This window comes from Paenibacillus sp. JT31N11 (assembly GCF_056269285.1).
On record NZ_JBWDNQ010000010.1, the window covers coordinates 155,568 to 176,712 of the forward strand.

A 21,145-nucleotide genomic window follows, 5' to 3' on the forward strand; every position below is an offset into this window, starting at 1 on the left:
CAGTCCTATGTGTTTTGTCACAAATTAGAAACGCTTCAAGTATTCTTCGAGCGTCACATCGGCTTTGGTGATTTCTGAAGCGATAAAAACACCCACATAGCGGATATGCCAAGGCTCATAGGAGTAGCCGGTAAGCTTTTCCTTGTCCTTCTGATAACGGATGATAAAGCCGTATTCAGCAGCGTGAGCCTTAAGCCACTTGCCTTCCTTGGTGGTGCCGAAGCTTTCTTCCAGGCCGTAGCCGACGCTGGCGCTGGATACATCCATGGCAAGACCGGTCTGGTGCTCGCTCTGGCCGGGATGGGCGCTTGTTTTATTGGCTTCCTTCTCGCCTTTGAGATCCGCATTGCGGTCGAAGATCGCTTTTTGGGTCGCATACGATCTGTAGCCGGAAACGGCCTTTAATGTGATGCCATCCTTCTTGGCGCCTGCGAACAGCTTCTCAAGCGCGGTTGCTGCGACCTTGCGCAATTGTTTCTTGGGGTTGTTCCCGGAGAAGGAGAATGCAACCTTGGGTACGACCAGATCATCAGGCACATAGGAGGATGGCAGGTTCCGGTACTTGTTTACCAGTTCCACGATGCTGCTTGAGTTGGTGATGACGCTTTGTCCGGAAGCATTCTTCTTGATCGTCAGACTGGGCGCGTTGGCGTGCATATAGCTGTTGAAGGTCGGGTAACCTCCGTAACCGCTTGCTGCGGAAGCCGTTTTGGCAGATGCAGCATCTGAGCTTGCATAACTTTTAGACTGGCCAAGAGCGGAAAACACTAGCGCGCCACCCAGTGTACCAAGTAATATAAAGGATAATACCCTTTTATTCGTTTTCATTTCATTTCCTCCTACAATGTTCAGCTGATATCCATAGTAGACGGTTAATATATCGAGACAATGTGCAGACTGTTTCCGACTTGTAAACAAAACGCAAGAATGGAAGTCTATCAAGCAGGCTATTATGGAAATGTTGTCGAATACAAGCAAACAACGACTCGGAGACATGAGGTGCTTCCCCCATGAAGGCCATGCCTAAAGCGATGGTGATTGTTATTGTCCTCTTATCTTTGCTTTCACTTATACCTCCAAAAGCGTACGGTGAAGCGAAAGCAGATCGAATCACTATCCAGGTATGGGAAATGAAATGGGAGAGTGATGCAAGCCATTATTCACCGGAGACTGTGCTCGGAGAAGATGGCTGGCTGCCCATTCAGGCGGATGATCCTGTAACGGTCAAGCCCGATGAGGCTACAGGAGCCTGGATCAAGATCGATTTGCCGGAAATCGCTGATCGTTCCGGGATTTATATTAAGAAGATGTTCGGCCAGAATGTGCAGGTCTATCTGGACTCCAAGCTGATCTATGACAACAAACGCTCCTACAGATACGATGATTACCGGCTGCTGCTTCCACTGAGCGCGGAGGATACGCGGAGGAGCCTGCTTATCCATACGGAGACGACGATGAAATCCCTGGGAATCTCCGAGGAGGTTGTCATTGGAGACTATCAGCAGCTGACCAGCCGGTTTTTTAAGGTAGATATTCTGGATGTTGTATTGGGCAGCTCATTCCTGTTTGTGTCCATTGTCATGCTGACCTGTTCCTTTTTTCTAAGCAGGCAGCTGCTGCCTGCATGGTATTCCCTCAGTACCGTGATCATTTCCATCGGATTGTTCATCATCATTTATTCACCGTTCATGTACACCTATTACGGTGCCTACGGCACTGCATATATCTTTCTTTTCGATGTCGCGATGATTATCTTTATGCCGGCATTGACCTACTATTTTGAGTGCATGTTTGGCAGCGGACCGTACGGGATTATCCGCAAATTCCGGAGAGCCCAGGTCGTTTATTCGCTCGTGAGCCTGTTCTCTATCGCTTTGTACGATCTCTACCCCAACGTCTTCTACCCGTTCTATCATATCTTCACCGGGACTCTGCTGGGCATATCGCTCATCATCCAGTTCATTCTCATCGTCGGGATGACCGTCGTGTATGTGGTGAAAGGGAACAAAGATGCGATCATCATATCGACGGGATTTTCGCTGTTTGCGGCTTTGGCAGTCTCCGATCTTATATTCTATTACACCAGGGACAGCCAGTACACCTTATATTTATGGAAATGGGGAGTTGTCGCTTTCATCTTCTCGCTCATTGTCCTTCTGGGGAAAAGATTCACGCAGAATCATGAACAGATCGTCAGATATTCCAAAGAGCTGGAGATGTACAACTATCAGCTTCAGCGTTCGGAGAAAATGGAGGTCATCAGCCAGCTGGCCGCGTCCGTGGCCCATGAGGTCCGCAATCCGCTGCAGGTAACGCGCGGCTTCCTGCAGCTGCTGAGCAGCTCCAACCAGAACGAGAAGGAACGGAGCTATTTGAAGCTGGCGATTGAAGAGCTGGATCGTGCCGCAACGATCATTACGAATTATTTGACCTTTGCCAAGCCGCAGCTGGAGCAAATTAAAGTGCTTAATTTGGCAGAAGAGCTCTCGCATGTAGAAGGAATACTGGTGCCTCTGGCCAATCTGCAGGGCGGCAAAATTGAGATCAATGTCCCCGCCAACTTGTATGTCTGCGGGAATTCATCGAAATTGAAGCAGGCGGTCATCAATCTGATTAAGAACAGCATTGAATCGCTGCGCGGCAATGGACGGATTCATCTTTGGGCTTATGAGAAAAAAGGGGAAATCATCATCCATATCCGCGATAACGGTGAAGGGATGGAGGAGAATATGCTCAGACGGCTTGGAGAGCCGTATTTCTCCAATAAGTCGAAGGGTACCGGGCTTGGCCTGATGGTCACCTTCCGGATCATTGAGCTGATGGAGGGCAAACTGGAATTCAAAAGCGAAAAGGGCGTGGGGACCGAAGCGATCATCCGGTTTCCAGCGGCCTCCGAAAAAATGGAAAGCGCCATGTCCTAAAAGCAGGATATGGCGCTTTTGCTGTTACTGGTTAATGAATTTCTCAAATACGTAGCCGAAATCCTTTTCCTTGTAGTCCTTATGGGTCTCAACAAGCCACATGAAGGCAGCCTGGTTGATTTCCTTGAACTGCTCCACGAGATTGCCCTGCACATTGGCGATCCGGCTCAGCGTGCCTGAAGTCATATCCAGACTTCTGTTCGCGTAACCCGCAATGATGTCATTCTCGTAGGTGACTTCCTCGATTTTGATCAGTGCTTTGTACAGATCCTTCAGCTCTTCAATATGCTTCTTGTTCACATCGATGGAGAAGTGTTGTGAGCCAAGCGTAAATTTGATCTCCACATCGAGATCCACCGTACCGGCGGTCTCCAGCAGCACATGAGTAAATTTATGAATGCTGTACGGGTAGCGGCGAAGTGTGCGCTTCTTGCTGATGGCGCTCGTTCCGTCCAGATGGATCAGCGCAAGATTGGTAAAACAATATTCATCTGTCTTTGATTTGATCAAAAAGTATATTTTCTCGTTTTCCTCATGCAGCACATAATCGTCGGAATCCACTTTGTCGTAATCCTCTGGCTTGATGACAGCTCCAATGTCGCTGATTCCCAGCAGATCGGCCGCAACTCGTTTAAACATAACCTCATCCCTCTCCCCGTGATGATCGTGTATTACCCTTCAATATTATACAGGAAATTGGAAGAATGAGGGGCAGAAAATACTCTTCCGAAGCAGCGATGCGGATGGAAATCCCGCTTTCACATCGCCGCCCTGTCACCCTGTACAAAAGCCCGCATGCCGGATTCCATCCGGCACGCGGGCTTATGAGAAACTGTTAGGTAAAGCAAATCAGAAGTTAAGGGCCAGTCCTACCAAACTTCTTCGGTAAGAGGCTGCTGGTTGATGCTGTCAGCCGGATTCGGTGGGATAATAAGATAAAAATGGCTTTGGGTTTCTTCCAATGTCGTTAACTGAATGGCAGCCGGAACATCCAGATTGAAAGCTTCCTGAATCGCTGTACGCGGATCAGCAAGCAGCTTCCGTTTAAATTCTGCATCGTTCCAAGCTCTTTCGATAATTTGTTCCTGTAGAACTCCTTTTTCGACCATCGTAGTCATAGAATCACCCTTTTTTTTAAAATAGTAGATTACAATCCTTATATTACCATTAGAAATAGGAAAATACTACTACTGTTTAATAGGTTTAGAGAGCCAGTCGACAAAGCCCCCTCTTACCAATGAGCGTTTGCGCGCTGAGAAGCCGTTGTCAGCCCGTATCAGCTGCTCTACGAGCGATTCATGGAAGGCAAACAGAAAAGGCGCTTGAAAAGGACCCTGCTGAAGGTCCGTATGACGCTCTGATGCCATCTGGGCAAAGCGGCCTAGAGCGCCGTTCAGGCTGATCGCCTGTTTCACCTCAAGCGCGGCAATCGGGGAATCGGCTGCCAGCTGCTGCTCCCTGCGGATAAAGGATAGCAGGCTGTTGCCGCTGCCTTCGGCAAGATCGTTCTCCCAGTCGGCCCAGTCATCTACCATCTGGAGCGTCGTAAGCACCCTGTCGACGGTATCCGACACGGCGGGGATAAGCGACCCACGGCCTGTCAGAAGCAGTGCTCCGGTACTGGCCAGCTTGACCGGGCTCGCCTTCATCGCTAATGCCCGGTCGGAATAGGGAGCTTGTCCCTCGGTGGCCACGGCAACCGCCCAATCCTCAATATAACTGCGAAAATAGTGCCAGAACGGTGAGGCGGGCGGAAATGTTTCGCGATAAATGTCGAGGAAGGCTACATACAGCAAATTGCCAAGCGCAAGCTGTTCCTTCCAGTCGGCTGGAGAGGTGTCCATCAAATCATCCTGGACAAAGAAATAGAGCATAATATACACATTGGCCAAAGAGAGCCTGCGGCATATTTCCGTGTCCGCGCCGGTTGCTTCCTGCAGCCAGAAAGGCAGCAGATAGCAAATATAATTTTTGGTGCTTTCCGGCACCAGGGGGTTGTATTGGCCCAAATAATCCAGCCCTCGTGCCGCCAGCGGCTCCGGGAAAGCGGAGACAACTGCTTCGGCATTCCCGAATACAACCGCAAGTTCCCCATTAAACGACGTTTTCCAGTTCATCTTTGCGACCACAACCCTATGAATGATTTTTTGTACTTTCTGGTCCCTCTTAATTGAGTATAACCTAGTCCATAATACCTAACAATATCCTTTATTTAAAAATCGTGGAAGGCTGGAGGGGGCTTGCCGGCAGGTATATCACCATTGTGAAATCAAATTATACCCGGGCGCAGGAGTTGTTCTCCGGGTTTATTTCGGGCTACAATAGAGGACAACTGACGGTATGGCGAATGAGATAGGAGGGGACCGGATGGATGAGGCTTTGTTAACGGAGCGCCTGGAGCAAGCGCAGCGGGAAATTGCGGCATTAACGGAGGACAAGCAGCGGCTTGAGCGTGAAGTCGCCAAACTGCGGGGCCTGCTTCGACTGAGGCAGCAGGATGCCATGTCCTCGAAACTGAAGGATGCATTGAGAGAATAATTCGCGGCTCCATGGAGAAACTTGTAGACATGCTATGCCCAAATCCATTAATAAACTGGAAAGAAAGCTGAAAAAGAGCTACAATATAACCAGTACACAACAGATGAGGTGATATCGTGTCAGAGGAACAAACAACACCGAATGCTGAAGAGAAGCAGGAGCCCAAGAAAGTATCGCTGGCTGATGCCGTGAAGCAGAAGCTGGCCCAGAAGAAGCTTGAACAGGCAAACGGCGGCAAACAGAAGTTTGGCCCAGGCGGAGACCAACAAGTAATGAGAAGCCAAAATACAAAAAAAGTGAACAACCAGCGCAAGAAAATGGGTGTATAAGAAACACCGGAAGAAACCGGGGCAATGGATGCCCCGGTTTCTTTTTGACCTTATAGCCTTTACAAGCTGCATGCCTATAAATTTCTATAAGGTTTGAGGGAAGGAACTAACTCTGCAGACAAAGGATGGCGAAGCCGGTTCCTCTTCATGATCGTCATGGATTCATGGGTGCTGAAAAACTTCATATGGTTGATAAAATCAACATCGTATATACTAAGAGCATCATCATCTTTTGATAGAGGAGTTGAAATTGGCGGCAGCAGAAGCAGTATCACAGATGAAGGAGGGAAATGGCGTAAAGTTTTCGAGCGATTGGCAGCGTTTACAATGCCTGTACCGGAGCCAGAGTCTTGTCTTGCCTGAGCTTGGGGTTTTGGCATCAGCCGGCAGTCAGTGTATGTGTTGGACTTGTGCTTTAAGAACCACAGAAATAACCCGCTATAAACAACCCTCAGAACTTATAGAAATCTATCTTGATGTGAAAGGCTATAAATTCTATAAGTTTAAAAAGAGGGGCTGACGTTTGCGGACATCGCGTCAGTCCCTCTTCATTGAATGGCTTAAGTCCCGGCTGAGTTCGTACAGCGCCGGAATTGGACAGCAAGCGCTATTCTTTTCCCCCGGCTATCCATTTGCGGTATATCGTCAAGCTGTCCAGCAAATAATTGGATTCGTCCTCGGTCAGCGATTCTTTAAACACGCTGCCGGAGCCGCGGTCCTTGGCCATGGGGTAAGTCATCTCCCGGCCAACCAAATCATCGAGAGTCACCGCAAAAAAATCCGCGATCCGGATAAGCGTCCCAAGATCAGGTTCATTAATATTATTTTCATATTGGGAAATGGTCGATTTGGCGGTCTTCAAAAAGGAAGCGAGCTGTTCCTGCGTCATGGACTGGGCCTTGCGCAGCTCGCGTAAACGCTTGCCGATCATTGTTATCAACTCTTTTAATTGAAATGGTCGTCATCATTATCTTTAATTGTACACGGATAACCCCATTTATTGGCGAAGGAAGGGGTTTATTCACGATACATGTTATTGTGTCTTGAAAATGAGTGAAATAACCGCTAAAATAAGGAAATAGTTCATGTAATATGAATATGGGCTTGGGATTATTCAGGGGAGGAAAGCAATTTATGTATTGGACGGGAGGCGTTCATCCATTAACGGCGCTTGTCGCTGCCATTGTATTGTCGATTATGCTGTATATTATGCATCAAAATCAGCGAAAACGAGAAAAGCTTATGATATATTGGATTGAAGAATCACAATCCGAGCTGATCTGGCGGGAAGAATTCGACAAGCAGGGAGGGCGCGCTCCGACGATGGAAATGCTGACGGATTATTGTTTGGACAAACCGGGTGCGGTCAAGGAGTACCCGTTCGGTCCAGGGACCATGGTGGTCAAGGTGGGAGGCAAAATTTTCGCATTTCTCTCGGGACAAGCGATTTCGCTCAAATGCGATCCGGTCATAGCGGAGAATCTGCGTGAACAGCATGAGGCGGTGACGCCGGGATATCATTTGAATAAGAAGCATTGGAATTCGATCCGCGTGGATGGATCGCTCACCAGTGAAGAGATCAAGTCCATGATCGATCATTCTTACGAGCTGGTATACAAGGGCCTGCCCAAAGCGGCGCGGGAGCAGATGGGTTCAGGAGGGAAATGAACTTTTTGGTTAGGGATAATAGCGGATCGGGCAGAAAGTGGAAGCAGGTTGGTCCTGCTTCCGCTTTTGCTGTCAGAGGGGGACTATCCGTTTATTTATTTTTCCTCGGCCGAGTCCGGCCCCATCCATTTTTTCACTTTAAACAAGCGCCATTGTCCGTCAAAGTCATGCACAAGCGTGGCCCAATCAATGCCTCCGTCATACAAGGTCGGAAATTCCGCATTCACGGCGCTGGTGGGGATATTCTCCTTCGGCCGGGGAATAAGAATATAGTCGATATCATTGCCCGGCGGGTCTTTCACGGCCTGCTTGAACAAGTAATCGCTGGTGATCAAATATTTGCGCGGATACCGGCTGCTCACGATGATATTGTAAGCGGAGTAGGAGTCCGCCAGAACCGTCGCATCCGGATAATGCTCATCCATATAATCGGCGATCTGACGTTCAAAGGTCTGCGCGGCATAATGCTCGTTGCCGGTTTTGATATGGAGGAAGGTGTTCTCGTCCGGTGCAATCTCGGGATCGGTCATGGCATAGGAAAGCAGCACTGCCGTGCCGAGCATAGCGGCGGTCAGGACTGTGAACGCCAGACGCTGCCGTGCGCCCTTGCCAAAGTGCTGGAGCTCATAAGGAATCCAGGCGACGGTGACGGGAAACACATACATGAAGTAACGGAACCAGCCAAATGATGATTCCCGCAGCAGCAGCAGGTATTGCAAAGCCGGGACAGCTGCGAACAGCAGCAGCAGAATAAGCATATCCCAGCGAAACAGCCGGCCGCTGAACAGCCGCAGCAGCATGATCGAGAGCAGGGGAATGGCGAACCAGAGCGTCTTCTTCAGCACAAACCCCAGAGCAAGAAGAGGGCTGTGGAAGATTTCCTGAAAGGCGGCATCATTCTGAAGCGCTCCGGATTGCGCCACGTTGGAATACTCCGAATTTAGAAAATAAAGCGGGTTCCCCATAATAATATAGTTGAAGAAGATCCACAGCAGTCCTGAGAACAGGGCGGGGAGCAGCAGCAGAATCCAGGTCGCCTCGACCTTATAAAGCTTTTCTTTCAGCGTCCCTCGTTTCTCCACTGCGGATACCCGCATCCACAAGACAGCAATAACCACTCCAAGTGCAAGCGAGACCCCGAAGGGAACGGCTTCATAACGGGTCCAGAAGGCCAGAGAAAGCGCGAAGCCGGCAACGATCAAGGCGCTGGTCTGACGGTTCTTGAGCCATAGGGAGAACTGGATCACGGTCATCATGAGGAAATAGACATAAGGCGCATCGCTGAGCCCGTTAGCGCCGAACAAAAAGATAAAGGGGTTCAGGCTGTACAGCAGCGCGAACAACGTGCTCATGTGAGCGGACAGCCCGAAGCGCCGACCGGCGTTGTAGAGCAGCGTCGCCGTAAGGCCCGCGAATACCGAGGACTGAATCACAGCAGCAATACCGGCGGTGGCGAGCGCCGGAAATAAAGGATAAAGCGTCAGCATGCCCACCTCAAGCAGGCTGGGCAGCGGATTCCATACGAATCCGATCGCACCCAAATGGGGATCGCGGCTGTAGAGCACATAAAATGCATTGGCTACCCGGCTGATCGCATCGGAATGCATATAGCCTATTATGGCGGTTATATAATAGCCAAGCGCAAATTCAGCGCCGAAAATAAGAATGAACAGCAGCAGCGGCAGCGCACGCTTGGAGCGGATCACAGGCGGCAGCCTCCCTTCGGGTCAGGTTGTCAGGGGTAATCTCAATCTTGTTTTCTCGTCCGGTCTGCTGCCTCCTGCAGGCAGATTCGGAACTAACGGAAGGTCCAGTTCCGGTTGAACAGATAATTTTGTACGGGTACGACAACCGTAACCAATACCTGACCAAGCAAATAGGGCAGGTGAAGCCACTCTACGGCGGCATACATAATAAGCGTATTCAGACACAGGCCGGAGCCGGAAACGATGCTGTAACGCATGAACTGCCGGTAACCGGCTTGTTTGCCGTTCTCCGTTTCCTGGAAGGTCCACTGCTTGTTCAGCACAAAGGAGACAGCCAGCACGACTGTGAAGCCCAGTACCGATCCCGCAACGGGATGGAAGCCGGCCCATTCCACCAGAGCTGCAAGCAGAGCGAAATGAAGCGCTGTTCCCAGCAGGCCCACAACGGCGTATTTAACGATCGAGTGCTGCAGCAGCGAACGCATCGCCCGAGTCCCCCGTTTCGTCCCACGTATAGGCAAGGGCGTTCTCGTGTTTATCAGCGATGAGGTAGCGGGGACGGCCCTTCACCTCATGATAGATAGCGGCAATATATTCTCCGATAATGCCAAGGGAGATCATCAGAAAGCTGCCGATCAGCAGCAGCAGCAGAATAACGGTCGTAAAGCCTGTGACGGCTGTGCCCTGCAGCTTCTGGACAAGGGTGTTGATTCCAAGCGCGATGGACCCGACCAGAAACAGCGCCCCGATAATGCTGACCAGACGAAGCGGAATCGTGGAGAAGGATACAATCGCCTGAACGGCGAGCTTGATCAGGTTGAATAAATTCCAGCGGCTTGCTCCTTCTTCCCTTGCGGGCACCGAGAAGGACACTGTTGTCCGTTTGTAGCCCAGCCAGGCGGTCATGCCCCGGAAGAAGGTTACCCGCTCGGGCATCTCACGCCAGGACTCCACCACTTTGGCGTCCAGCAGCTTGAAATCGGAGGCGCCCTGCAGCTTATAACCGGATAGGTAGCTCAGCAAGCCATAGAAGACCTGCGCGCCGAGTTTTTTGCCTGCTGCTTCTTCGCCCCGGTTTTCCTTGACGCATTCGATGACTTCAAAGCCCTCCTCGCGCCACAAGCGCACCATCTGGGGGATGAGCTCAGGAGGATGCTGCAGGTCGCCGTCCATCACAATGACCGCGGCGCCTCTGGCATGCTCCATTCCTGCACAGAGCGCCAGCTCCTTGCCAAAATTCCGGCTGAGCCGGATCGTCGTCAGCTGGGGCAGATCCGCCGACAGTTTGACCAGCTGCTCCCAGGTCCGGTCCCTTGAACCGTCATCAACCACGATCAGTTCAAAGCTTGCGGCAATGGACTTTAGCGTATCGGCGATGATCCGGAGCGAACGGGCGATATGAGCGGCTTCATTATAGACGGGTACGATGACGGACAACTCGGGCAGGGATCGTTTCACGTCGGTTATGCTTCCTCTCTCGCCTTGCAATCAGGCGGCTGGTAGTTTTGCAAATCATAAAGAATGGCATCTAGCCCGCCGAATCCAAAGACTTGCCTGTTTTGGAGGGAGCGGGGGACCCGGTCAGCCCGTGCTCTGTCTTTTCCCAGTAAAAAGGGTTGGTTACCAGCTGCCAGGCTGCCTTGAGCGCAGCGATACTCATGAGCACCCAGTAAACCGGTGTCAGCAGAGCGTACCGAACAAGCTTGTACGAGAAGATCCGCTCTTCGTTGCTCTCCAGCTCATGGATGACCCAGTACACGCCGGCCACATTGCTGAAGATAAACAGGAAGTTGCCGATATAAAATTCGATGCTGGCCAGATAGTAGATGAAGCCTGGGAAAAAATCGCCAATGACCGAAAGCTCCCAGCCAAACCAGAGTATGAGCATTATCCAGAATATCGGATTCAGGAGCGGCAGCAGCGGCGTAGCCAGTATCATCACCTGGAAGCCGATGAACCCTTTAAAGCCGATCTCGCGAAAAAGCTTGACCGGATTGCGCATATGCACAAGCCAGGTCTGCATATAACCTTTGATCCATCGGGATCGTTGACGAATCCAGCCGCCTGTTCTGCTGTTTGCTTCCTCCCAGGTCCGTGAATCCACGATAGCGGTTTTGTAGCCATGCTTGTACAATCGGATGCCAAGATCGGCATCCTCCGTTACATTGAACGGGTCCCAGGCACCCAGTTCCTTCAGTACGGACATCTTGAAATGATTGGATGTTCCGCCGAGCGGAATCGGCACATCCAGCTGCATGATGCCGGGAAGCAGCAGCTCGAACCACATGCTGTATTCCTGCGTGAACCAGCGTGTCAGCAGATTCTGGTCACTGTTGAAATAGTTCAGCTTGGCTTGAATGCAGGCATAATTGTCCGGGCATTGCTTGAAGGTCAGAAAAACCTTCTTCAGCTGATCGGGATCCGGCTGGTCCTCGGCATCGAAAATAACGACATATTCGCCGCGGGCGCGAATGAGTCCATAGTTGCACGCCTTCGGCTTGGTTTTGGGCAAGCCGTCAGGCACGACCAATACCGTATAATAGGCTGGCAGCTTCATCTCCTGCAGAATCGTGCGCATCTCATCATCATCTTCCTCGATCAGGAGGCGCACATCGAGCTTGGCTTTCGGATAATCAAGCTGCTCCAGATTATGCAGCAGATGCGGTAATACCCGGGCTTCCCTGTACATGGGAACCAGAATCGTATAGACCGGCAGCTCCCGCTCATCGATGGCCGCAATATCCTCGGGCGTGAAGCGGAACTGGGAGCCGCGGCGGGAACCGTACATAATAACCGTGAATTTGAAGATGGACATCACAAAATAAAAGAGCTGGACGATCAGATTCAGCGTGAGCAGCGTTGCCCAGAAACGGACGAGCAGACCGATGACGGCAATCAGGCCAATGACAATAAAGCCGCCGATCTGCGTCCTTGTAAATGTGGTAATCGCCGAATTATGCGGCTGTTCATCGGCAAGCTTCGAGGTACTCTCGTGAAGCATCTCGGAGCCGTAGACCTGCAGCCAGAAGCGTTCCATCTCATCCTTGGTGGCCAAGACCTGCTCGATCGGCAGGCCAAGCAGCCGCTGTACCTCGGCACTCTGATCCGCAGTCAACGGCCCGCTGACCGCAACGAGGAACCGGTTCATATATTGGTGAATGACGATGACCTCATAGCTTCGGGCAAGCGCCTCCGATAAACGTACGGGCGTGTTGATGCTGAGCTCGCTGCCGATCCGGCCGATATTATTTTGCGTGGCGATCGCCCTGTAGAGCGTCTCCGGCTCGATCAGCTGAAGCGAAAGCAGAATGTCACCCAGCAGTCCTCCGCTTTTGATCTGGAAGGCCAGCGCTTTCTCGAGATTTTCAGGCGTAACAAGACCCGCCTCGATCAGCAGGTCCCCGAGCTTGCCTTTGCGCGGCTGCTCGTGGAAGGTCTGCTGAAGCTGTGCTTCAGCAATGAATCCCATATCTATGAGTATATCGCCAAGCCGTCCGCCATGACTGCTCTGCGAGGCCATGGCCGCCTGGAGCTGGGCTGCGCTGATCAGCCCGTCGCGGACAAGCTGATCGCCCATGCGAAGCACTGCCGCCGGCTTGTCCGATGATGCCGCCTGCTGCGAGTAAGCATCCTCTTCTGCAGACGGACGGGACTGCCCTGCAGCTTGAACAGCTCTCAAATCCTCAATGCGGGCATGGGTCAGCTCCAGCCGTTTGGCCAGCTCATCGGCTTCCAGTTCAAGCCGCCTGACAGCCAATGCCTGTGCTTCGCGCTGACTGGACAGCAGCAGCTTCTTCTCATCCATGGCTGCCTTTTCACGTGCAAGAATATGCTTGGCGAAGCTTCTGTTAACGCCTGTCCACTGAGTCCTCAGCCGTATCATAGCGGCTCATTCCCTTCGATCAGCTGACGTTCCAGGGCGAGCGCATCCGCCAGCCCGGCCCGCAGCCGTTTCACCTCAACTTTCTTCGCTGCAAAAAGAATCTCGTAATCAATCCGCTCTTTTTCATGCAGATCTTGCGTAATTTCCTGTTCAAGCCTATATAGTTCCAGCTGACGCTGGACATCTTCAGGACGATAGCCAAACAGGGACCGGCGGTATTTCATTTGAACCTCCTAAAGCTCTTCCTCGCATGAGGCATAACAGAGCATTGTATACAAATCATTTGATTCCCGGAAAGATAACAGCGGCAAGTCCGGCATCAGACCGGGGTCACCCTGATTTCGAGCAGATCACAGCTGGTGTCAGCCTGGAAGACACCGCCCGGCAGCGGCTGGACATTCTGTCCTTCCGAAAGAGCCCGGTTTTCCCCGGAATAAAGATAAGAGCCATTGCCTGTCAGCAGTACCCATGTGATGGCTGCCGTCTCCCGCGCTGTACAGTCTATCTGTCCGCCTGATATAACATGAAGGCGTTGTGTCCGCGCGGCGATGTGCCCATCGGCAACGATCATATCCACTGTCCGGGTCCAGCCATAGCTGGTATCTCCGCCGGCATCCCGGGCTTGTCCCTGCATAAGCTCGAGAAGCGGCTTGAGCCCGCCGGAGGCATGTTTGCCTGCCACTAGAATGCCATCGTGGCCCGCAACGACAACAGCATCATTCACTCCGGTAACCAGCACCGGAACAGGCAGCTCGTTGATCACATTCGTATTCATGCAGTTGTGATCCAGCAAGCCTGCTCCATAAATCGCATTATCCATCGAATGGGACAGCGCATCCCAGGTCCCCATATCCGACCAGATGCCATCGTATACGAGAGCGGAGAGGCTCGTCTCGCGCTCCACAACTTCATAATCGAAGCTGATGGCGGGAAGAAGAGCATACTGCCCGCGCAGCTCGTCATAATCCGTTGGAAGGCCGCGTTTGCTGATTTCCTTGATCATGGAGGACAGCCTGAATGCGAATACGCCGCAGTTCCACAGGGCGCCCTGGTTGATCAATGCAAGGGCATGAGCCTCTTCAGGCTTTTCGATGAATTCCCGGATGGCAACAGGTTCTCCCGGCTCCCCTGTCTGTTCCTCCGGCAAGATGTAGCCGAACTTGCCGGAGGGAGTGGACGGACGAATGCCGATCAAGCCCAGCCGGGCAGATTCCGATTGAATCAGCTTATCCAGCTCAAACAGCTTCTGATAAAAAGTCAGTTCCGTATGATGATCAACGGGGAGGACGATAACCGTCTCATCCGGGGATGTTTTCATTTCTGTGGCCAGATAAGCGCAGCTGAGCAAAATGGCAGGATATGTATCTTTTCTTTCCGGTTCAACAGTGGATTTAATATGTGTCCCGAGCTGCTTGTGCAGAAGCTCCACTTGCCGGGCGGATGCTGCGACAACGACCTCATGGTCGAGTCCGAGCTGCTTGAGGTGGTTCATCGTATGCTGGACCATGGAGATTTGCTGCCCATCCTGGTCCTGAAGGAGCTGTAAAAATTGCTTGGATCTGCTCTCGGATGAAAGAGGCCATAGTCTTTTTCCGGAGCCGCCGGAAAGTAAAATAATTTTCATGTTGCCTCCATCGCACTGGAAATAATAGTAATTATAATAAATAAAATAGAAATATAGCATTATTAAAATATTAAATGGAATTAATAGGCGTAGTATAGATTGAAATCATTGCATAATTCGTAAATTAAAATTATTTCAGCTGCAAGTATGGGATTAGAAAGGATGGAGGGATACTATTATAAGTAGTTCTTATTTCCTAATTCTGGAGCTGAAAATCGATAAAATATGCTTTATTCTGACAGCAACAGGTTAATTGTATCTCATTTTTCTAATTAAAAAAAGAAGCGATTGAAATAATCAATAGTGTAATTTAATGGTAAATATTCGCAATGGCGATTTGTCAGAAGCTTATTCAAATAAATACAGGGCACCAGCCAGGAGGAGCGCTGCACAGGGAAGAGGCAAACACGGGATCCTCAACGGCCAGATTGGCAAAATAACTGCTTAAAATATGGTTGCCGCTCACGGAACCGTTACGGAAGCTGCGTCTGGACTCACCTTTCACATGAAGATAGTAATAGATATTTTCTGATTTGGGAGGCTGATAAATGAGCGGGGGGAGATGCGGGACAATATCAAATACATTTTGGATGCGGATGTTTATGGGGACGTGCTTGTTGTAGTAGACGGCGAATGAAGGCGAACCGACGCGCGGAGCTCCGAAGGTATATACAACCAGCTGATTATGGGAACGGTTGGTGACGATGTCCAGAGCTGCCAAGGTGGCGAGCGCTCCTCCAAGGCTGTGTCCCGTTATGAAAAGCGGTTTACTGTCCTGAAGACGATCAAGCAGGCTGAAAATTTGATCTCTGGCGGACATATAAACGTCCGTAAATCCTTTGTGGGTGAGACACTCTTCATTGACGGGCTTGAACACCGTCTGCTGCGCAATCAAATCGGTTACCCAGTCCGTTGCGGAGCTGGTGCCGCGGAAAGCGAGCACAGCGGCATGATCGGATTCAATAAGAAACCCGAACGGCTCCCCGATATCGCTGAATACAGCGGCATTGAAGGAGCCCACCACACGGTAGGTGGCGGGAACCAGAAACAGCTCCTGAGGATTCTCATACTGCATATAGGTCTGTCCGCAGACGGCTGCCAGAAAGATAGCGGTGTGAAGATTCATCTCTCCGTTATAGTCCATTGCCTTTCACTCTCCCTACCGTAGTGTATGCCCATACAGGCCGATAGGTTTATGCGGATGCAGATGAAAGCAGGCAGTGGAGGAAAAGGAGAAGCCGGGAAGATATCCTTTCTTATTAATTGGACAAAAAGAGATCTCTCCTTGGTGCCATGGTTGATGGAGCTTCCATGAACACAAGAAGAGATCTCTGTTCAAATATAAGACTTTGGCCGATAATCATTCAGCGAATCAGACAGATGTGTTTCTTCTTCCCGTGATGAGGGAGATGACGAACAGGACGATGAAAATAAAGAACAGGACCTTAGCGATTCCAGCTGCGGATTCAACAATTCCCCCAAATCCGAAGATAGCCGCTATTATCGCAACAATGAAGAAGATGGCTGCATATCGCAACATATGAAACACCAATCCTTTCCTATTATGATCGCACTCATTGAGCAGGTTCCATGGGAGCCAAGGGGCTGCTTGTCCATTCTGCTGCCGGCAGGACCCTTGCTCGTCCATGTCTGATCGGACTTTAACCGCCTTGTGTGTGGTTGAAACATAAGATTCAAACTGGATAGGCGGGGGTAAACGAATGTAACAAGCGGTTGCATGCTGCGCCGCAGATCCCCCCATAGCTAAAGATGCAGAAAACCGGATCGGCTTGCAAAAAGCACGGATGACTTTCGTAAACAATTAGGAGGAATAAGTGTATGAGCGGAACTGATATTGCGATGATTTTAATAGGGTTGTCTGTAGCTGTTTTGGCTATCTTTCTGGTCCAGACCCTCAAGAAGGTCCAGACCTCCCTCGATGCGGCAGGCAAAACGCTGCAGGAGGTCCAGCTGGCGGTTCATGGATGGAAGGATGACATCGGAGAGCTTGTCGGCAGCGCACGGAAGCTGACAGACCGCGTGGATGAGCAGATCGGCTCCATTGAGCCGCTGATGGCTACTGTCCGCGAGACGGGAGAGGCGCTTCATGAAGTGGCGGGCGTCGCCCACAACTTCTCTTCCCTCTGGTCTGCAAAGCTGCGCAGACGGGCGGAGGCCGCTGCTGTGAAGGATGCCGCCAAGGCGGCCCGGGATGCAGAGGCCAAACGCAATGCGGCATATAGTGCCGTAAATACCGGCGCCGGGCTTACAGGCGGGGAGACAGCAGGCATGCAGACTGCCGTGACAGCAGAAGGAGCATCAACGAATTGGATGGAGGAGGCTCCGCTGGATAAGAGCGGTTATCTCCACACAACCGCTGAGCCGCAATCCACACCGGCCTGGCTGGCATGGATGGAAACGGGAGTTCACGTAGCCAAACTGATTGCCAGGCGTTAGTGGCGGAAGCAGGCTCGAGAGGTTATGATAAGACAAGGACGTAAGTAGGATAATGAACGGAACAAAGATGAACGTTCGGCTAGGAGATGGAAGATGCGAATTGTTGTCGTTGACGATAATCCGATGAATATTACGGTTGTACAGGAAATTCTCAAGCGTGCCGGCTACACCAATGTTTGGGCGGCGGCTTCCGGAACAGAGTTATTTGGCTTATTGGGATTGAACGCGCAGGGCCAGGAGCCGGAGGATTCCGCTGCCGACGATAACGGAATCGATCTGATTCTTCTGGATATGATGATGCCGGGGGTGGATGGAATCACCGCCTGCCATGCCATATCACAGTCACCGCGGCTTCGGGATATTCCGATTATTATGGTAACGGCGATCGGCGATTCCAAGAAACTGGCGGAGGCGCTTGATGCCGGAGCCATTGATTATGTCACCAAACCAATCAACAGGATTGAACTGCTCGCCCGTATCCGGGTAGCGCTCAGGCTCAAGGAGCAGAAGGATTGGCATAAAGAGCGCGATCGCAGAGTCAGGGAAGAGTTGCAGCTGGCGAGAGAGGTTCAGAGCGCTGCGCTGCCCCAGCGGGTAGAGGATGACCGCATTGCCATCAACGCCATTTTCAGGCCTTCCGAGGAGCTTTCCGGCGATTTGTATGCATGGAACCGGATTGATGACAAAAGGTATGGCATCGTTGTCATCGACGCCATGGGTCACGGCATTTCCTCATCCCTTGTATGCATGTTCATTGCTTCCGTCATGCAGGAGGCGATGACGAAGCTCGTAGAGCCGGAGCAAGTCATTCAGGAGCTGAACCGGCGGTCGCAGCAGCTACAGTTTGCCGACCAGCTGATCCAGTATTATTTTACCGCGCTGTACGCGCTGGTTGATTTGGAGAAGGGAACCATTGAATATGTGAACGCCGGCCATCCGCCGGGTATGATCGTTCGCGGCGGCGGACAGGTCGAAGCCTTCCGGCAGGGAGGTCTGGCAATCGGATTATTCGATGAAATTGAGGTTACGAAGCATGTTCTGGACATCACGGCGGGTGACCGGATGATTTTGTATACCGACGGCATGCTGGATCTGGTCGGAGAGGAAGATGACGACCAGATGGGACGTCTGAAGGAGGCTCTCCAACCCTTCGGAAGTACGGTGCCGTTGGAGAAAGTGGAAGAGATTCTCTTCCAGCGGGATAATGACTTCAACCGGTCCGATGACCGCTGCCTTGTTCTGGTTGATATCAAATAAGAGGTTTCCGCCAATCCTATAATCATCAGGAGTGAACAAACAAACCCGGTTAGCGTAACCGGGTTTGTTTGTTTTGCCTATAGGATATACACAAGGATCTTAATTCTTTGTCCGATGGGAGGATCTGGAAGGTGTTGAACTGCGCCGCAGCGTTTCTGTTCCTCCCTGGCTCCCGCTTCTCGTTTCCGTCAAGGTTCCGCCGGAGGATTTGATAATCTGCCTGGGCTTGCGGGCATACAGAAGATCGCCGGTCCAGCCCTTATGCCACAGCCACCAGTAAACCAGCAGAGTCATAATGGCAATCAGGAGGCTGGCTCCAATGAATCCCCAGGTATGATGGGCGTAGGGTATGATATCGAAATTCATCCCCCAGATCGCCCCGATTACAGTGGCAGGGGCGAACAGCGTGGTAAAGATCGTCAAGGTTTTCATAATATCATTGCCGCGGAAGGTCGAGATAGAATCATCCATCATGAGCAGCGTGTCGATTTCAACGGCGTAATGCTCAAGCAGCTGGCGAATCCGCAGCACCTTGAATTCAAAACGCTTGAATTCTTCCTTCTCCATGACCTCATCGAGGAAAGCCTCTTTGGCAGCGCCATAAATTTCTTCAATCGGGATGAATAAATGGCTCCAGTGGAGGAGATCAAAGCGCCGCTCAAAGATTGAATTCATCAGTCCTGTCCGGTTGTTGTGGCGCATCGTCTGCTCGAGCTCCCCCAAACGGGTTTCGAAGGTATCGAGTCCCCTGTGAAGGATCTCGCCAATATATGTAAGCATCACGAAGAAGGCTTCGGGGGCGGATTGGCAGCGTTCAAGCTTCTCCGACCACGGCTCCAGCTGCATCCGGATGGCCAAGCGGTAATCGCCGTGCAGGGTAACCAGCTTCTGATTCGTCATCCAGAAGTGAAGAGGCTTAATATCTTCATAATCCTCTGTAATCTGAAACATCAAAGTCCCGCAGAGAATCGGCCTGCCATCCTCGAGTTCAGAAACCATCACATGGTTATGATCGGAACGCTGCAATGTCTCATTGACCCAATTCCCCATCTCGGGATGAGCCTGCTTGAATTCCCTAAGGAGTTGTTCATCCTCCTGGGCATTTGAATTCTGATTGCTGAAAAAGGAATTTTCTATGGAAATGGAGCTGCTGCCATCTGCTTGCGGCTCGGAATTCGTTCTGTGATGGGAGGGGGACTTGCTGCCTCTTCGGCCGAGACCGGCCGCTCCGTCCGGTCGCTGTTTGTGAAGCACGTGCCATTCCCAATTGGCTGGAAACTGGAGCATCCGATGCATCATCATATACGAGCCTCCTGCTGATCCGTTCATGCATTTTATTGTTACCATCATAACGTGAACGAGCTGCATGCACAACTGCGGAAGGATAAGATAGTAACCGGACAATGCTGGAAAAAGGCTAAAAAGCCAATAAAATGCCGCCGCGCGGATTACCCGGTTGCGGCGGCATCATTGTTTTATTTTCGGAAGAAATCTATTCATCTGTCTGATCCGAGTCATTCTCATTGAGATATTGTTTGAGCTTCTCGATGGCGCGCCGTTGAATACGTGAAATGCTCATCTGTGAAACCCCAAGCTTATCCGCGATGTTCCGCTGCGGCAGCCCTTCCTGATAGACAAGCAGCAGCACCTGCTGCTCCTGAGGCTTCAGCCGGGACATCGCTGACTGAAGATCCAGCTTCTTGTCAACGGAATCGAAGTCATCCGCAGGCGACCCGATCAAATCTCCCAGCGTCGTTGTATTCTCTTCCTCCGAAATCGGAGTATCCAGTGAAACATAGTGATACAATTCCCGTCCGGCCAGAATTTCGGTCGTTTCCTCGACGGAAAGCTCCATATATTGGGCGATTTCCTCGATGCGTGGCGAGCGTTCCAGCGACACGGTGAGATTATCGACTGCCTGCTGAACCGCGATTCCTTTTTCCTTGATTCTGCGGGGGACCTGCACATACCAGGATTTATCACGCAAATAGTTCTTCATATGGCCGATGATGCTCTTCATCGCATAAGGCTCGAATTGAACGCCAAGTGACACATCAAATTGCTTGAATAAACGAAGCAAAGCGATTTGCCCTACTTGCATCAAATCTTCATACAAATCGGGCCGATTACGCGAAATCTTACCGGCCGCCATTCGAACCATCGGCTCATATTGGACAATAAGCGTCGTTGCCGTCTCATTGTCCGGGTTATCCTGGTAGCTCAGAATGAGTTCCGCATTGGATAACTGTGGCTGCTTGGCCGGTTGCAGATTCATACCATTTCACCACTTTTAACAAGTCGTTTCGTCAGAACCACTTCGGTTCCGGTTTCACTATTTACTTCTACCTGATCCATAAGGGCCTGCATCAGATAAAGCCCCAATCCTCCAGCCTGCAGCTCTTCAACCGATTTTCCGTGCATGGGCTCAGCCCGTCTGGCTGCGGAAGCGGCGTCAAAGCTGCGTCCGTCATCCTTGACAATGATGGAAAGAGCATCAGGCTTCTTTACAAAACGGACCTCTATATGAGGGCCTCCGTTTTGTGGCAGGGAAGTAGAGCCATGAGGCAAATCGCCGTAGGCATACAGCACGGCATTGTTGCAGGCTTCCGAAACGGCAACCTTCATATCTTCGATTTCCTCGTAGGAAAATCCGATCTTGACCGCAAGACCGTATAGAGTCAAACGGACCAGGTCAATGTATTCCGCAGAAGCCGGCACTTGTAAAGTTACAATCTCTTCATTCGCTTTCATGGCGTGTTCTC

General features: G+C 51.2%; 22 protein-coding genes. 6 read left to right on the forward strand and 16 right to left on the reverse strand.

Going from position 1 to position 21,145, the window contains the following annotated elements:
• Window positions 1-24: 24 nt before the first annotated feature.
• Entirely contained in the window at window positions 25-828 is an 804-nt protein-coding gene (locus AC0YNV_RS28085) for a M15 family metallopeptidase (protein ID WP_475771002.1), read from the reverse strand.
• A gap of 182 nt (window positions 829-1,010) precedes the next feature.
• On the opposite strand from AC0YNV_RS28085, the gene AC0YNV_RS28090 reads away from it, so the two are divergent.
• Window positions 1,011-2,921, forward strand: a complete 1,911-nt coding sequence (locus AC0YNV_RS28090; protein ID WP_475771003.1) for an ATP-binding protein — start codon at window positions 1,011-1,013, stop codon at window positions 2,919-2,921.
• 24 nt (window positions 2,922-2,945) lie between these two features.
• On the opposite strand, the gene AC0YNV_RS28095 is transcribed toward AC0YNV_RS28090, so the two are convergent.
• The 3 genes from AC0YNV_RS28095 to AC0YNV_RS28105 all read right to left on the reverse strand — a co-directional run bounded on the left by AC0YNV_RS28095 (window position 2,946) and on the right by AC0YNV_RS28105 (window position 5,038).
• On the reverse strand, window positions 2,946-3,560 hold the full coding sequence (locus tag AC0YNV_RS28095) for a PH domain-containing protein (RefSeq protein WP_210045201.1): 615 nt from the start codon (window positions 3,558-3,560) through the stop codon (window positions 2,946-2,948).
• A gap of 230 nt (window positions 3,561-3,790) precedes the next feature.
• Window positions 3,791-4,039, reverse strand: a complete 249-nt coding sequence (locus AC0YNV_RS28100; RefSeq protein ID WP_475771004.1) for an NHLP leader peptide family RiPP precursor — start codon at window positions 4,037-4,039, stop codon at window positions 3,791-3,793.
• Window positions 4,040-4,108: 69 nt separating this feature from the next.
• Entirely contained in the window at window positions 4,109-5,038 is a 930-nt protein-coding gene (locus AC0YNV_RS28105; protein ID WP_475771005.1) for a class 1 isoprenoid biosynthesis enzyme, read from the reverse strand.
• Window positions 5,039-5,288: 250 nt separating this feature from the next.
• On the opposite strand from AC0YNV_RS28105, the gene AC0YNV_RS28110 reads away from it, so the two are divergent.
• A complete protein-coding gene (locus AC0YNV_RS28110) occupies window positions 5,289-5,459 on the forward strand; it encodes a hypothetical protein (RefSeq protein ID WP_475771006.1) in 171 nt (56 codons plus the stop codon).
• Between the two features lie 116 nt (window positions 5,460-5,575).
• Window positions 5,576-5,788 carry a hypothetical protein gene (locus AC0YNV_RS28115; RefSeq protein ID WP_210045197.1) on the forward strand — a complete coding sequence of 71 codons (213 nt, stop codon included), beginning with the start codon at window positions 5,576-5,578 and terminating at the stop codon, window positions 5,786-5,788.
• A gap of 607 nt (window positions 5,789-6,395) precedes the next feature.
• On the opposite strand, the gene AC0YNV_RS28120 is transcribed toward AC0YNV_RS28115, so the two are convergent.
• Window positions 6,396-6,719 carry a helix-turn-helix domain-containing protein gene (locus AC0YNV_RS28120; protein WP_475771007.1) on the reverse strand — a complete coding sequence of 108 codons (324 nt, stop codon included), beginning with the start codon at window positions 6,717-6,719 and terminating at the stop codon, window positions 6,396-6,398.
• Window positions 6,720-7,111: 392 nt separating this feature from the next.
• Here AC0YNV_RS28120 and AC0YNV_RS28125 point away from each other — a divergent pair, with 392 nt between their 5' ends.
• Window positions 7,112-7,456, forward strand: a complete 345-nt coding sequence (locus tag AC0YNV_RS28125; RefSeq protein ID WP_475771102.1) for an MmcQ/YjbR family DNA-binding protein — start codon at window positions 7,112-7,114, stop codon at window positions 7,454-7,456.
• Between the two features lie 95 nt (window positions 7,457-7,551).
• Here the strand turns inward: AC0YNV_RS28125 and AC0YNV_RS28130 are convergent, their stop codons facing one another.
• From AC0YNV_RS28130 to AC0YNV_RS28165, 8 genes are all read right to left on the reverse strand, one after another.
• Complete coding sequence (locus tag AC0YNV_RS28130; protein WP_475771008.1) at window positions 7,552-9,162, reverse strand: glycosyltransferase family 39 protein; 1,611 nt, start codon at window positions 9,160-9,162, stop codon at window positions 7,552-7,554.
• A gap of 92 nt (window positions 9,163-9,254) precedes the next feature.
• Window positions 9,255-9,647, reverse strand: a complete 393-nt coding sequence (locus AC0YNV_RS28135; protein WP_475771009.1) for a GtrA family protein — start codon at window positions 9,645-9,647, stop codon at window positions 9,255-9,257.
• Window positions 9,616-10,620, reverse strand: coding sequence for a glycosyltransferase family 2 protein (locus tag AC0YNV_RS28140; RefSeq protein WP_475771010.1), 1,005 nt, complete (start codon window positions 10,618-10,620; stop codon window positions 9,616-9,618). Before AC0YNV_RS28140 ends, AC0YNV_RS28135 begins: the two co-directional genes overlap by 32 nt.
• A gap of 70 nt (window positions 10,621-10,690) precedes the next feature.
• A complete protein-coding gene (locus AC0YNV_RS28145; protein WP_475771011.1) occupies window positions 10,691-13,045 on the reverse strand; it encodes a glycosyltransferase family 2 protein in 2,355 nt (784 codons plus the stop codon).
• Window positions 13,042-13,269: a hypothetical protein gene (locus AC0YNV_RS28150; protein WP_475771012.1), complete on the reverse strand. Its 228-nt coding sequence runs from the start codon at window positions 13,267-13,269 to the stop codon at window positions 13,042-13,044. The genes AC0YNV_RS28145 and AC0YNV_RS28150 overlap by 4 nt, the downstream gene beginning before the upstream one ends.
• Before the next feature lie 95 nt (window positions 13,270-13,364).
• Entirely contained in the window at window positions 13,365-14,669 is a 1,305-nt protein-coding gene (locus tag AC0YNV_RS28155; protein WP_475771013.1) for a sugar phosphate nucleotidyltransferase, read from the reverse strand.
• Between the two features lie 352 nt (window positions 14,670-15,021).
• Entirely contained in the window at window positions 15,022-15,813 is a 792-nt protein-coding gene (locus tag AC0YNV_RS28160) for a lipase family protein (protein WP_475771014.1), read from the reverse strand.
• Window positions 15,814-16,041: 228 nt separating this feature from the next.
• Window positions 16,042-16,209 carry a DUF1328 domain-containing protein gene (locus tag AC0YNV_RS28165; protein WP_210045190.1) on the reverse strand — a complete coding sequence of 56 codons (168 nt, stop codon included), beginning with the start codon at window positions 16,207-16,209 and terminating at the stop codon, window positions 16,042-16,044.
• A gap of 299 nt (window positions 16,210-16,508) precedes the next feature.
• On the opposite strand from AC0YNV_RS28165, the gene AC0YNV_RS28170 reads away from it, so the two are divergent.
• Complete coding sequence (locus AC0YNV_RS28170) at window positions 16,509-17,126, forward strand: DUF948 domain-containing protein (RefSeq protein ID WP_210045189.1); 618 nt, start codon at window positions 16,509-16,511, stop codon at window positions 17,124-17,126.
• Between the two features lie 93 nt (window positions 17,127-17,219).
• Window positions 17,220-18,383, forward strand: coding sequence for a PP2C family protein-serine/threonine phosphatase (locus AC0YNV_RS28175; protein ID WP_475771015.1), 1,164 nt, complete (start codon window positions 17,220-17,222; stop codon window positions 18,381-18,383).
• Between the two features lie 99 nt (window positions 18,384-18,482).
• Here AC0YNV_RS28175 and AC0YNV_RS28180 read toward each other — a convergent pair whose 3' ends face one another.
• From AC0YNV_RS28180 to rsbW, 3 genes are all read right to left on the reverse strand, one after another.
• On the reverse strand, window positions 18,483-19,685 hold the full coding sequence (locus tag AC0YNV_RS28180; RefSeq protein ID WP_475771016.1) for a magnesium transporter CorA family protein: 1,203 nt from the start codon (window positions 19,683-19,685) through the stop codon (window positions 18,483-18,485).
• A gap of 190 nt (window positions 19,686-19,875) precedes the next feature.
• On the reverse strand, window positions 19,876-20,658 hold the full coding sequence (locus AC0YNV_RS28185) for a sigma-70 family RNA polymerase sigma factor (RefSeq protein ID WP_475771017.1): 783 nt from the start codon (window positions 20,656-20,658) through the stop codon (window positions 19,876-19,878).
• The gene (gene rsbW / locus AC0YNV_RS28190; protein WP_210045185.1) at window positions 20,655-21,134 is read right to left on the reverse strand and encodes an anti-sigma B factor RsbW; all 480 of its coding nucleotides are present in this window, start codon (window positions 21,132-21,134) and stop codon (window positions 20,655-20,657) included. Before rsbW ends, AC0YNV_RS28185 begins: the two co-directional genes overlap by 4 nt.
• Between the last annotated feature and the right edge of the window lie 11 nt (window positions 21,135-21,145).